This is a genomic window from Brachybacterium sp. sponge, assembly GCF_001613775.1.
GTDB classification, from domain to species: Bacteria; Actinomycetota; Actinomycetes; order Actinomycetales; family Dermabacteraceae; genus Brachybacterium; species Brachybacterium conglomeratum.
The window spans coordinates 621,980-634,540 of sequence record NZ_LRMP01000002.1; the positions used below are offsets into that span (position 1 = coordinate 621,980).

General features: G+C 73.6%; 11 protein-coding genes. 8 read left to right on the forward strand and 3 right to left on the reverse strand.

The genetic code is table 11. The features are described 5' to 3' along the window. Positions 1-298: 298 nt before the first annotated feature. The 5 genes from A4A78_RS10845 (at position 299) to ftsY (ending at position 4,464) form a co-directional block, all read left to right on the forward strand. Entirely contained in the window at positions 299-1,648 is a 1,350-nt protein-coding gene (locus A4A78_RS10845; protein ID WP_062949111.1) for a folylpolyglutamate synthase/dihydrofolate synthase family protein, read from the forward strand. A 5-nt stretch (positions 1,649-1,653) separates the two neighbouring features. Beyond that, a complete protein-coding gene (locus tag A4A78_RS10850; RefSeq protein WP_062949113.1) occupies positions 1,654-2,058 on the forward strand; it encodes a DUF4233 domain-containing protein in 405 nt (134 codons plus the stop codon). A gap of 35 nt (positions 2,059-2,093) precedes the next feature. Further along, positions 2,094-2,519, forward strand: coding sequence for a nucleoside-diphosphate kinase (gene ndk, locus A4A78_RS10855; protein ID WP_062949115.1), 426 nt, complete (start codon positions 2,094-2,096; stop codon positions 2,517-2,519). A gap of 108 nt (positions 2,520-2,627) precedes the next feature. After that, the gene (locus A4A78_RS17800) at positions 2,628-2,792 is read left to right on the forward strand and encodes a hypothetical protein (protein ID WP_156488606.1); all 165 of its coding nucleotides are present in this window, start codon (positions 2,628-2,630) and stop codon (positions 2,790-2,792) included. 136 nt (positions 2,793-2,928) lie between these two features. Continuing rightward, entirely contained in the window at positions 2,929-4,464 is a 1,536-nt protein-coding gene (ftsY, locus tag A4A78_RS10860) for a signal recognition particle-docking protein FtsY (protein WP_062949117.1), read from the forward strand. 68 nt (positions 4,465-4,532) lie between these two features. On the opposite strand, the gene A4A78_RS10865 is transcribed toward ftsY, so the two are convergent. Continuing rightward, positions 4,533-5,924, reverse strand: a complete 1,392-nt coding sequence (locus A4A78_RS10865; RefSeq protein ID WP_156488607.1) for an acetamidase/formamidase family protein — start codon at positions 5,922-5,924, stop codon at positions 4,533-4,535. Between the two features lie 287 nt (positions 5,925-6,211). On the opposite strand from A4A78_RS10865, the gene A4A78_RS10870 reads away from it, so the two are divergent. From A4A78_RS10870 to A4A78_RS10880, 3 genes are read left to right on the forward strand one after another with little or no spacing between them, the layout of a single operon-like run. Beyond that, a complete protein-coding gene (locus tag A4A78_RS10870; protein ID WP_062949119.1) occupies positions 6,212-7,627 on the forward strand; it encodes an ammonium transporter in 1,416 nt (471 codons plus the stop codon). Next, a complete protein-coding gene (locus tag A4A78_RS10875; protein WP_010551331.1) occupies positions 7,624-7,962 on the forward strand; it encodes a P-II family nitrogen regulator in 339 nt (112 codons plus the stop codon). Before A4A78_RS10870 ends, A4A78_RS10875 begins: the two co-directional genes overlap by 4 nt. Next, a complete protein-coding gene (locus A4A78_RS10880; protein ID WP_062949121.1) occupies positions 7,952-10,306 on the forward strand; it encodes an HD domain-containing protein in 2,355 nt (784 codons plus the stop codon). The genes A4A78_RS10875 and A4A78_RS10880 overlap by 11 nt, the downstream gene beginning before the upstream one ends. 117 nt (positions 10,307-10,423) lie before the next feature. On the opposite strand, the gene A4A78_RS10885 is transcribed toward A4A78_RS10880, so the two are convergent. Both A4A78_RS10885 and A4A78_RS10890 read right to left on the reverse strand, forming a co-directional pair. After that, positions 10,424-11,455 (reverse strand): methionine synthase, encoded by a 1,032-nt coding sequence (locus A4A78_RS10885; RefSeq protein WP_062949123.1) that lies wholly within the window; start codon positions 11,453-11,455, stop codon positions 10,424-10,426. Continuing rightward, entirely contained in the window at positions 11,452-12,450 is a 999-nt protein-coding gene (locus A4A78_RS10890; protein WP_062949856.1) for a putative oxygenase MesX, read from the reverse strand. The genes A4A78_RS10885 and A4A78_RS10890 overlap by 4 nt, the downstream gene beginning before the upstream one ends. Between the last annotated feature and the right edge of the window lie 111 nt (positions 12,451-12,561).

Here is a 12,561-nt window from a genome sequence, read left to right on the forward strand (position 1 = left end):
CCGTGGCCCGGCGTCCCTCGCCCCGACGGCGTCGGCGCTCGCGGTCAGGCTAGGGAGGCCGCGGCGGCGCACGAGCGGGGAAGGGGCGGGCTGTGGAGGACCGCGACGTGGGGAGGACCGGTCGCCCCGGGGCCCCGGCCGTCCGGCCCTCGTCGCCCGTGCCCCGGAGTCGTCCGGTCCCCGGGGTCGCCCGGTCCCGGGTCCCAGGCGCCCCTCGTACACTGATCCGGCCCGTCCCGCCCCGCATCCAGGAGCCGCAGTGCCCAGTTCTCCCCGCCCGGGTTCCTCCCGTCCGGCGATGTCCCCCGAGCTGCGGGAGGTCTATGCCGCGCTCCTCGAGCGCGCCCCGGAGAACCGCATCGAGCCGGACCTCAGCCGGATCCGCCGGGTGATGGAGCTGATGGGCGACCCCCAGAGCTCCTACCGCTCGATCCGCATCGCCGGCACCAACGGCAAGACCACCACCGCCCGGATCCTCGAGCGGATCCTGCGCGAGGCCGGGCTGCGCACGGGCCGCACGACGAGCCCCCACCTCCACTCGCCCACCGAGCGGATCGCGATCGACGGCGCGCCCATCGACGAGGAGGGCTTCCTCCAGGCCTACCGCGACGTGGAGCCCTTCGCGCAGATGGTCGACGCCGAGTCGCAGGCCGCCGGCGGCCCGCCGCTGACCTACTTCGAGTACCTCACCGCGATGGCCTTCCAGGCCTTCGCCTCCGCCCCCGTGGACGTGGCCGTGGTCGAGACCGGCCTCGGCGGCACCTGGGACGCGACCGGCGCGGTCGACCCCGACGTCGCAGTGATCACCCCGATCTCCCTGGACCACCAGGAGTACCTCGGCGACACGATCGCCGAGATCGCGGGGGAGAAGGCCGGGATCCTCACCTCCGAGGCGATCGCGGTCCTCGCCGAGCAGCCCTACCAGGACGCCGCCGACGTGCTGCGCGAGCGCGTGGCGGAGCTCGGCGCGGAGGCCTCCGTCGAGGGGCAGCAGATCGGCGTGCTCGCCCGCACCCCGGGCGTCGGCGGGCAGATGCTCTCGCTGCAGGGGATCGCCGGCCGCTACGAGGAGGTGTTCCTCTCCCTCCTCGGCGAGCACCAGGCCCGCAACGCCCTGCTCGCCGTCGCCGCCGCGGAGGCGCTGCTGGGCGGCGGCACCTCCCCGCTGGACGGCGAGCTGCTGCAGGCGGCGCTGTCGAGCGTCACCTCCCCGGGACGTGCCGAGGTGGTGCGCCAGGCGCCGACGGTGCTGCTGGACGCCGCGCACAACCCCGCCGGCGCCCTGACCCTCGTCGCGACCGTGCGCGAGAACTTCCGCTTCACCCGCACCATCGGCGTGGTCGGCATCCTCCGGGAGAAGGAGGCCGACGACATCCTCGAGGTGCTCGAGCCGCTGCTGGACGCCGTGGTCATCACCCGCTCCAGCTCCCCCCGCGCGATCCCCGCGGACCGCCTGGCCGACATCGCCCGCGAGATCTTCGAGGACGAGGACCGGGTGCTCGAGCAGGAGAGCCTGCCCGACGCGATCCAGATCGCGGTCGACCTCGCCGAGGCCGACGGCGACCAGTTCGGCGGCGTGGTCGTCGCCGGGTCCGTCACCCTCGCCGCCGAGGTCCGCGACCTGCTCGGCGTCCCCGAGGAGGTGTGAGAGAGATGGATCTCGACCTCACCCCCTCCACCCGCTCCCACGGCGCACAGCGGATGATCACCGCGACGGTGCTGGTGTGCGAGGCGCTCGTGGTCTTCTTCGCGGTGCTCGTCGCCCATCAGCTCGCCCCCGAGGACCGGGCCCTGACCTGGACCTGGGGACTCGTCACCGCGATCGCCCTGCTGCTGAACGGGGGGCTGCTCAGCCGCGGCGCCTGGGCCTACTGGCTCGCCCTCGCCCTCCAGATCCCGGCGATCCTGCTCGGTCTCCAGGTCGGGGCGATGTGGGTGATCGGCCTCGGCTTCGCGGCGATGCTCGCCTACGGCATCGTCAAGGGCCGCCAGCTGGACCGCGAAAAGGATGCCGTGGACGCGAGGCTGCTGGCCTCCGACGGGACGGACGAGCGCTGACATGGCCACGGCTGACCTGTGGGTACCCTAATCCCATGACCGCACAGCGCACTCTCGTCCTGCTCAAGCCCGACGCCGTCCAGCGCAGCCTGCGCGGCGAGATCGTCCGCCGCATCGAGGCGAAGGGATACGACATCGTCGCCCTCGCCCAGCGCACCGCCACCGCCGAGGAGCTCGCCGCCCACTACGCCGAGCACGAGGGCAAGCCCTTCTACCCCGGCCTCGTGGAGTACATGGGCTCCGCCCCGCTCGTCGCGCTCGTCGTCGAGGGCGTGAATGTCATCAAGGGCTTCCGCTCCCTGGCCGGCGCCACCAACCCCACCGAGGCCGCGCCCGGCACGATCCGCGGCGATCTCGCCTGCGAGCAGGACCTCCCCGTCATCCTGAACCTCGTCCACGGCTCCGACTCCGAGGAGTCCGCCGCGCGCGAGATCGGGATCTGGTTCCCGGAGCTCGGCTGAGCCCTGCGATCGGCGGGCCGTGCAGGCTCGTCGGTCCCCGCGGTCCCCGGTGACGCGCCGTCCAGGACGCTCCCGGGCACCGCGCCGTCGTCGGTGCACAATATGGGCATGCAGCTGCCCTTCGTCGTCGTGCTCTTCCTGATCCTCGCCGTGGTCCTGGCCGTCGTGATCCTGGTAGCCGTCGCGATGCCCCATCTGCGCCTCTCGCGCGAGGACGAGGACGGCACGGCCGCGGAGCACCCGCGCCACACCTCCCGCACCGGCCGCGGCTGACCTGCCCCGTCTATCGGGCCCCGGCGATGCAGGTCGCGCCCGGATCCGGGACTCACGCAGGGACGGCCCGGCGACGGCCCTAGACTGGCAGCTGTCCTCGCCGCATCGCCGGCTTCCCCGACCTCGGAGGTGACCCGTGGATCCCGATGCCCTACTCGCCCTGATCGCCGGAGGCGGCGGTGGTGTCGTCGTGCTCGGCGTCGGTGCCTGGGCCTACATCCGCAGCCGCGGCCGCTCGTCCTCCTCGAAGGACCACGACGAGCAGCGGGGCAATGAGGACTCCTCGAGGAGCGAGCCCGGCTCCACCACCGGCACCGCGACCGCGGTCAAGGAACGCCCCGCCGCCCCGACCTGGGAGGATACCCTCTCCGCCCCGGCCCCGAAGACCGCCGAGCGGCCCGCCGCGGGCGAGCAGGCGCCGGACGGTGCCGCTCCTGCCGAGAAGACCGCCCCCGCCGAGGATGTCCCCTTCGACCAGGAGGCGCCCGAGGCCCCCGCCGCGTCCGCACCTGTCGACGCCCCCGCCGGGACGGCACCGGCCGACACAGCCGGTCCCGGCACTGCGGAGCCCGGCACAGCGGAATCCGACACCGCCGGGACCGACACCGCCGCTCCGACGGAGACCGCCCCGACGGAGACCGCGCAGGCCGGGACCGCGCAGCCCGAGGCTCCTGCCGAGGACGGCACGGCGACCGCCCCCGCCGGCCCCGTCATCGAGACCCCCGAGGCACCCGATAGCCGCATGCTGCGGCTGCGCGAGCGGCTCTCCCGCTCCGGCGCCCTCGGCCGCGGCATCCTCACCCTCCTCACCCGCTCCACGGTCGACGAGGAGACCTGGGACGAGATCGAGGAGACGCTGCTGATGGCCGACCTCGGCCCGGCCGCGACCGACGAGATGCTCGAGAACCTCAAGCGGCGCATCCAGGTGCTCGGCACCGACGACGTGGCCGCCGTGCGCGAGGTGCTGCGCGAGGAGCTCGTCGCGCTCGTCGACCCGGACCTGGACCGCCGCCTCGCCGCGACCCGCCGCACCGCCGAGGACGGCACCGAGGTCCCCTCCGTGCTGCTCATGGTCGGCGTCAACGGCACCGGCAAGACCACCACCGTCGGCAAGCTCGCCCGCGTGCTCGTCGCCGCGGACCGCACCGTGGTGCTCGGCGCGGCCGACACCTTCCGCGCCGCTGCCGCCGACCAGCTCGAGACCTGGGGCTCCCGGGTGGGCGTGGACACCGTCCGCGCCGACCGCGACGGCGCCGACCCCGCCGCCGTCGCCTTCGACGCCGTGAAGAAGGGCATCGAGCAGGAGGTGGACGTGGTCATCATCGACACCGCCGGCCGCCTGCAGAACAAGAAGGGCCTGATGGACGAGCTCGGCAAGGTGCGCCGGGTCGCCGAGAAGGGCCTGCACGGCGACGAGGTCGCCGAGGTGCTGCTCGTCATCGACGCCACCACCGGCCAGAACGGCATGCAGCAGGCGAGGGTGTTCTCCGAGGCCGTGAACATCACCGGCATCGTGCTCACCAAGCTCGACGGCACCGCCAAGGGCGGCATCGTCGTCAACGTCCAGCGCGAGCTCGGCGTGCCCGTGAAGATGGTCGGCCTCGGCGAGGGCATGGACGACCTCACGCCCTTCGACCCGCACGGCTTCGTCGACGCGCTGCTGGAGGGCTGAACGACCAGGCCCCGCAGCACCCCGACGGCCCGGGCGATCCCCAGCGATCGCCCGGGCCGTCCCGCGTCTCAGGCGAAGTGGCTCTTCGCGATGATCCCGTGCACCCCGACGGTGCGGTCCACGACCTGGGAGACCGTGAAGTCCGCGGCGGCGGAGAGATAGGCGTAGGCGATCGCGCGGTCCATGCCGAGCTCCTGCTCCAGGAACTCCAGCGCGTTGACGACGGCCGTGCGCAGCGCGACGTCGAGGTCGCTGCCCTGGCCGTCGACCGAGCCGTCGGGATCGGACAGCCCGATCGGGATCCACGCGTCGGCGGTCTCCGCGAAGGGATAGCGGTGCGCGATCCGCGGCGCGTCCCCCTCGCCCTCCTTGCACACCGTCAGCCGGAAGGTGCCGCGCAGCGAGCCCTCCATGGCGGTCAGCGCCACCTCCCCGTCGCCCATCGCATGGTGCGGGTCGCCGACGTAGAACAGGGCGCCGGGGGCATGGACCGGCAGGTAGAACGTGGAGCCGGGGCCCAGCAGCCGGATGTCGATGTTGCCGCCCCCGAGGGTCGGCGGGATCGAGTTGGCGGAAGGGTCCGTGGGGGAGGAGGCCTCGGCGCGGGCGACGCCCATCATGCCCATGAAGGGTCTCAGCGGGAACCTGGCCGCCCCGCCGTCGTAGGACATCACGCCGTGTCCGTCCTCGATCGGGGTGAACACCGAGACGTTGCCCCAGGCCATCGGGTCGGCCGTGCCCCGGCCGTCCGTCGACGCCGCCGGCATCACCTGCTCGAGGGACGCTCCCTCCGGCGCGGCGCCGTCGGCGGTGAGCGCGAGCGCTCCCTTGCCGTGCCGGCTGGAGACCACGCCGTAGGGGACGCGGGGGACCGCCTCGAGGGTCTCGATCTTCAGAACGTCGCCGACCTCTGCGCCCTCGACGGCGATGGGTCCGGTGACCACGTGAGGGCCGTCGGCGGCGAAGTCGCGGGCGGTGCGGTCGTAGTCGGCGGCGATCGCGATCGCGTCCTCGAGCACCGAGCCGGCCTCCACGCCGTGCGCGCCGAAGAACTCCCGCGGGTCCCGCCCCTGGTCCTCGAGGATCCCCTCGTGAGAGACCGCATCGATCGTCACGGTCTCGCCGGAGCCGACGGTCAGCACCGGATCGGAGTGGACGGTGGGCACATAGCCCCACATCACCTGGTCCGTCTCCGAACCGAGGTAGTGGTCGCCGGGGATCTCTCCTCGTCCCGGCTGCAGGATCTGCCCGGCCCCGGAGGACGGCGTCGGATCTCCGGTCGCGGGCTCCCCGGACGACGGGGCGCAGGCCGACATCAGCGCGCCGCTCGCCCCCAGGGCCGCGGCGACCTGCAGCATCTGCCGTCGGCCCACCCCGCGTCGGAGCGTGGAGGCGGCATGCCGCGCGAAGCGGTCCGAGGAGAGGTCGTCGGTCGGCAGCGGGGTCGTCGATGGGGTCACGGGCGGGATCGTCTCCTCGAGGTCGTCCGCCGAGGGGCGGAGCGGAGTGCTCCCGCGACGCTGCGGAGGGCTCGGCGGGTGCCGTCGGGCCGACGCTAGGCGGCGGGCCCGGCGCGTGTCCTGCCCCGTTCCATGTCCCGGAACATCCGGTCACGGAACGGTCACGGCGACCCTCCCGCCTAGGCGATCCCCGGCTGAGCCCGCACTCTGAGGGCACGGCCCGCCCGGCCGTACGGCAGGTCGGCACCTCGATCCCGGCCGCCGGCCCTCCTCTGACTGGAGCCGCCATGGACTTCACCCTCGACACGGGGGCAACCGCCTGGATCCTCACCAGCGCTGCGCTCGTGCTGCTGATGACCCCCGGCCTGTCCCTCTTCTACGGAGGCATGGTGCGTGCCCGCACCGTGCTGAACATGATGCTGATGTCCTTCAGCGCCATCGCCGTGGTCGCGATCGCCTGGACCGTCGCCGGATACTCGATCGCCTTCGGCACCGACGTCGGCGGCCTGTTCGGGAGTCCGCTGGAGTTCCTGGGCCTGGCCGGCACCGACGACCAGTCCATCCTCGCCGAGAGCGGCGTGCCCTTCCTCGTCGCCGCAGGCTTCCAGATGACCTTCGCGATCATCTCCACCGCCCTGATCTCCGGCGCGATCGCCGACCGCGTCAAGCTCGGCACCTGGCTGGTCTTCGCCGCGCTGTGGGTGCTGATCGTGTACGCACCCCTGGCCCATATGGTCTGGGGCGGCGGCCTGCTCAGCGGCGACGGCCCCTTCGCCGCGATCGCCGAGCCGGTCGACTTCGCCGGCGGCACCGTGGTCCACATCAACGCCGGCGTCGCCGGTCTCGTGCTCGCCCTGGTTGTCGGAGCGCGCAAGGGCTTCGGCAAGGAGCCGATGAAGCCCCACAACCTGCCGCTGGTCATGCTCGGCGCGGCCCTGCTGTGGTTCGGCTGGTTCGGCTTCAACGGCGGCTCCGCCGGCACGGCCGACGGGACCGCGGGCCTGGCCTGGGTCAACACCACGGTGGCCACGGCGGGCGCCATGCTCGGCTGGGCCCTCGTGGAGCGGATCCGCGACAAGCACGTCACCTCGCTCGGCATGGCTTCGGGCGTCGTCGCCGGCCTGGTCGCGATCACCCCGGCCGCCGCCGCGCTCACGCCGCTCACCTCGATCGTGCTCGGTCTCGCGGCAGGTCTCGCCTGCGCACTCGCCGTCGGCCTGAAGTACCGCTTCGGCGTCGACGACTCGCTCGACGTGGTCGGCGTGCACCTGGTCGGCGGCCTCGTCGGCACCATCGGGATCGGCTTCCTCGCCGTGGACGGCGGTCTCCTCCTCGGCGGCGGCGTGAGCCTGCTGCTGGTCCAGACCCTCGTCGCGATCGTGGCCATGCTGATCTCCGCGGTGCTGACCCTCGCCATCGCCCTGGTCCTGAAGTACACGATGGGATGGAGGATCCCCGAGGCCGACGAGCGCGCCGGGATCGACATCACCCATCACGCCGAGGCCGGATACGATCTGGTCGGCGCCCTCGCCTCGCGCAGGGAACGCTCCTCGGCCCCCGCCTTCTCGCCCCGGGACCCCGGTCCCGAGCCCCGCAACCCGGCCCCCGTCGACGGGCCCGGCCCGGTCCGCGAGGCCGCCGGACCCGGCGCGGACGCCGCCGAAACGTCCACCCGTCCCGCCGTCGCAGGAGAGCCCCGATGAAGCTCATCACCGCCATCATCCAGCCGCACGCCCTGCAGGACGTCACCGACTCCCTGCGCGAGTACGGGGTGACGGGCCTGACCGTCACCGAGGTCGCCGGCTACGGCCGCCAGGGCGGCCACACCGAGGTCTACCGCGGCGCGGAGTACACCATCGACACCATCCCCAAGATCAAGGTCGAGGTGCTGGCCCTGGAGAGCGACGAGTCCGCGATCATCGACCTGATCCTCGCCGCCTCCCGCAGCGGGAGGATAGGCGACGGGAAGATCTGGACCACCGACGTCGGCACCGCGGTGCGCGTGCGCACCGGGGAACGGGGGGCGGATGCCCTCTGAGGAGCTCTCCTCCCGCCGGATCACCCAGGTGCTCCACGAGGGCTTCGCGGACCCCTCCGCCGGTCCCTCCCGCAGGCTCGCCCAGTCCGACCTCGTCGACGACTGGCTGCGCACCCTGTGGGAGCGGGCCGGCGAGGCCGTGCCCCGGGACGGCGGCGCGGCGCTCGCCGCGATCGGCTCGCTGGGCCGGCGCTCCCTCGGTCCCGCGAGCGACCTCGACCTGGTGCTGCTCGTGGACCCCGCCCGGGTGGGCGCCGAGCAGGCCGCCGCGCTCGCGGGAGCGCTGTGGTACCCGATCTGGGACTCCGGCACCTCCCTGGACCACTCGGTGCGCAGCCCCGAGGAGTGTGAGCATGTCGCCGCCGCCGACCTGCGCACGGCGATCGCGCTGCTGGACCTGCGGCACATCGCCGGGGACGCGCATCTCGTCGAGGACACCGCCGCCCGGGTCCGCGCCCGATGGCGGCGCGAGGCGCGCCGACGGGTCGGAGAGGTGGTCGACCTCGCCGCCGACCGCGACCGGCGCTACGGCTCCCTCGCCCACGCCACCGAGCCGAACCTCAAGTCCGACCGCGGCGGGCTGCGCGACATCACCGTGATCCGGGCGCTCGCCGAGAGCTGGCTGGCCGACCACGACCACGAGGTCGTCGACGCCGCCTCACGCACCCTCCGGGACGCGCGCGACGCGCTGCAGGCCGTGACCGGCGCCTCGGGCACCCGCCTGGGCCGCGCCGACCAGGACGCGGTCGCGGCGCTGACCGGGCACGCCACCGCCGACGACCACCACGCTGTCCTCGCCGACGCCGCCCGGGCCGTGACCTGGGAGCTGCACCGAGCCGTGCGCGCCGCGGAGGCCGCGATCGCGCCCGGCGGCAGCGCCACCCGCGGCGTCGGCACCGCGCGCCGTCCCGCCCTCGAGCGGCTCGGGCACGGCGTGATCGTGCAGGCCGGGGAGGTGTCCGTCGACCCGTCCTCCCGGGACCTGCTGCGGGACGTGGCCGCGGTGCGGCACGCTGCCACCACGGGGCTCCCGCTGGCCGAGGCGACCCTCGTCCGCATGGCGCAGGAGCCCGTGGCGCCCCTGCTGCCCGCCCAGCGCGACGTGCTCGTCGACGCCCTCGCCGGGGAGCACCTCGCCGACGCCTACGAGGCCCTCGACGTCAAGGGCGTGTTCTCCCGCTGGGTGCCGGGCTGGGCCGAGATCCGCAACCGGCCCCAGCGCTCGGCCGTGCACCGCTTCACCGTGGACCGCCACCAGATCGAGACCGTGCTCGAGGCGCAGCGCTTCCTGTCCCGCGTCAGCCGACCCGACCTGCTCCTGGTCACCGCCCTGCTGCACGACCTCGGCAAGCGCCCCGGGGCGCGGGACCACGCCGCCGAGGGCGCGCCGCTCGCCGAGACCGCGGCTCGGCACCTCGGCTTCGACAGGGCCGATGCCCGCACGATCGCGACCCTCGTGCGCGAGCACCTGACCCTGGTGGGCCTCGCCACCGGCCGCGACCTCGCCGACCCCACGACCCTGCGGGAGCTGCTGCGGGCGGTGGACGAGGACCTCGACACCCTCGAGCTGCTGCGCGCCCTGACCGAGGCCGACGCGATCGCCGCCGGCCCCTCGGCCTGGTCCACCTGGCGCGCCGACCTCGTCGACCACCTCACCGACCTCGGGCGCGACGCGCTGCGCGGCACCGAGACCGCGCCCCGCACCCGGCTGGCCCCGCAGCGCTCCGCCCAGGAGGCGGTGCTCGCCGCGGTGCGCCGCAGCGACAGCGCCCAGGTCATCTACCCCGCCCCGCTGGACGACGAGCCGATCTCGCAGCTCTGTCTCGGCGCCCCCGACGGCGCCGGGGTCTTCGCGGCGATGGCGCGGGTGCTGGTGCGGCTGCGCCTGGACGTGCACAGCGCCGTGGTCAGCACCCAGGACGGGATCGCCGTGAACACCTGGTGGGTCACCGGCACCCAGGCCGACCTCCCGCACCCCTCCGTGGTGCGTTCGGCCCTGGACCGGGAGCTGGCGCACCGGGACCGGGCCGACGCACGGGTGCTCGAGCTCCCGCCGGCCCCGCCGCTGCGGACCACCGAGGACGCCCCGGTGGTGACGCTGCTGCCCGGCGCCTCGCGCGAGGCGACCGTCGTGCAGGTCAACGCCCGCAACCGTCCCAGCCTCCTGGCCGACGTCACCGAGACGATCACTGTCCACGGGCTGCAGGTGCGCAGCGCCCACGTGATGACCCTCGGCCGGCGCGCGGTGGACGTGCTGTACCTGACCGATCAGCACGGCCGCGCCCTGGACCCGCCGACCGTCGGCCGGATCGTCGCGGCCCTGATGGACGCCGCCTCGACCTGAGCCGGCCGGGTCGGCGTCGCCGCGCAGGCTGGGCCGCGGCGCAGGCTCCGTCGCGACGCGGGGTCGGCGCCCTTCGCCGGGTCCGGCTCCCTCCGCCCGCCCCGCGGCGGCGCGGACTCAGCCCCCCGCGAGCTCGGCGCGCAGCAGCGCCGTCCCCGCGGCGAGCGCCCGCATCTTGCCCTGCGCGACGGTGCGGGACAGCGGCGCCATGCCGCAGTTCGTGCTCGGGCAGAGATTCTCCGGTTCCACGAAGGCGAGGGCCCGGCGGAGGGTGTCGGCGACCTCCTCGGGGGTCTCGACCTGCGGATCGGCGACGTCGATCGCGCCGAGCATCACCTTCTTGCCGCGCAGCAGCTCGACGAGCTCCATCGGGACGTGCGAGCCGCGGCTCTCGAGGGAGACCGTGTCGATCACCGAGTCGCGCAGCAGCGGGAAGGTCTCCTCGTACTGGCGCCACTCCGTGCCCAGGCTCGCCTTCCAGTCGGTGTTGGCCTTGATGCCGTAGCCGTAGCAGATGTGCACGACGGTCTCGGCGCGCAGCCCCTCGGCCGCCCGTTCGAGGACCTCCACGCCCCAGTCCCGCACGTCCTCGAAGAAGACGTTGAAGGCGGGCTCGTCGAACTGGATGATGTCCACGCCCGCCGCCTCCAGCTCCCGCGCCTCCTGGTTGAGGAGGGCCGCGAACTCCCGGGCGAGCTCCTCGCGGCTGCCGTAGTGCGCGTCGTACAGCGTGTCGATCATGGTCATCGGGCCGGGCAGCGCCCACTTGAGGGGCTTGTCCGTCCGCGTGCGGAGGGAGGCCGCGTCGTCGACGAAGACGGGCCGCTCACGACGCACCGGACCGACGACCGTCGGGACGCTCGCGTCGTAGCGGTCGCGGATGCGCACCGTCTCGCGACGTGCGAAGTCGACGCCGCTGAGATGCTCGATGAAGGTGGTCACGAAGTGCTGGCGGGTCTGCTCCCCGTCGCTGATCACGTCGAGGCCGGCGACGGCCTGCTCGGCCGCGGCGAGGTGCAGCGCATCGCGCCTGCCCTCGTCCAGCTCTGCGCCCTCGAGGCGCCAGGGGGACCAGAGCGTCTCGGGCTCGGAGAGCCACGAGGGCTTGGGGAGGCTGCCGACGATCGAGGTGGGGAGGAGGGTGCTCATCGGACGACCTCCTCGGCCAGCCACTGCTCGAGGTGCTCCTGGTGCGGCGCGATCAGCCGCTCCTGAATGAACCTGCCCTGGGTCACGCCGAGACGGCTGCGCTCCTCGCGGTCGTACACGATCCCCGTGTCCGCGTGGTCGGTGCTGCCCAGGCTCGGCCGGTACACCTCCCCGGCGCTCTCGCGGGCGTTGTAGATCTCGGGGCGATAGATCCGCTGGAAGGTCTCCATCGTGGCGATCGTGCCGATGAGCGCCAGGTCGGAGTGATCGGCGAGCAGATCGCCCTCGAAGTAGAACGCCAGCGGGGCGACGGCGCCGCGGGGCTTGAAGCACCGCACCTGCAGCCCCATCCGCGCGAAGTAGAGATCGGTGAGGGAGGAGCCGTCGGCCTCGTACTCGTCGCCGAGCACCGGATGCGGCGCGCCGATGCGGCGATAGGTCCGGCTGGTAGAGACGCTGATACAGACCACGGGCGGTCCGGCGAAGCGCTCGCGATAGGCGTCCGAGGAGATGAAGCGGCGGAAGAGCCTGCCGTGCAGCACGCCGAAGTCCTCCGGCACGCCGCCGCCGGATCCCGCGTCGCCCGCGGCCTGCTGATGGGCGGGCAGGCGCACGCTGAAGTCGTGGTCCCGCACGTAGGAGGAGAAGTTGTTCCCGGTGATCCCCGGCAGGCGCTCGCCGGTCGCGCGGTCCAGGATCCGCACGTCGAGCATCTCGATCAGCGGGAGCCCCTCACCGCCGTCGGCGGGTTCCGCCCCTGCGCCCAGGTGCAGGTCCGCCGAGACGATGTCGAGCTCCACGGCGTAGCGGTCCCCGCCGCCCGCGAGCTCGTTCGCGCGCTCGTCGATCATGCGCAGGGCGCGGCGGAGGTTCTCGCGGCGATGCTCCCCGCGGGCGAGGTTGGCGAAGTTCGTGGTGATCCGCGAGCCGCTCGAGGGGACGTAGTCCTCGTCGAAGCGGGTCGTGCGGATGCTGAAGGAGAAGTCGGTCGTCATCATGCCCCCGGTCGTCGTGGTGGGGCGAGCGTACGCAGGACCACCCACCATAGTGTCATCACGACACTTGGGGTCTCTTCATAGATGGCGCCTATGGTGGCGGATCGGTCC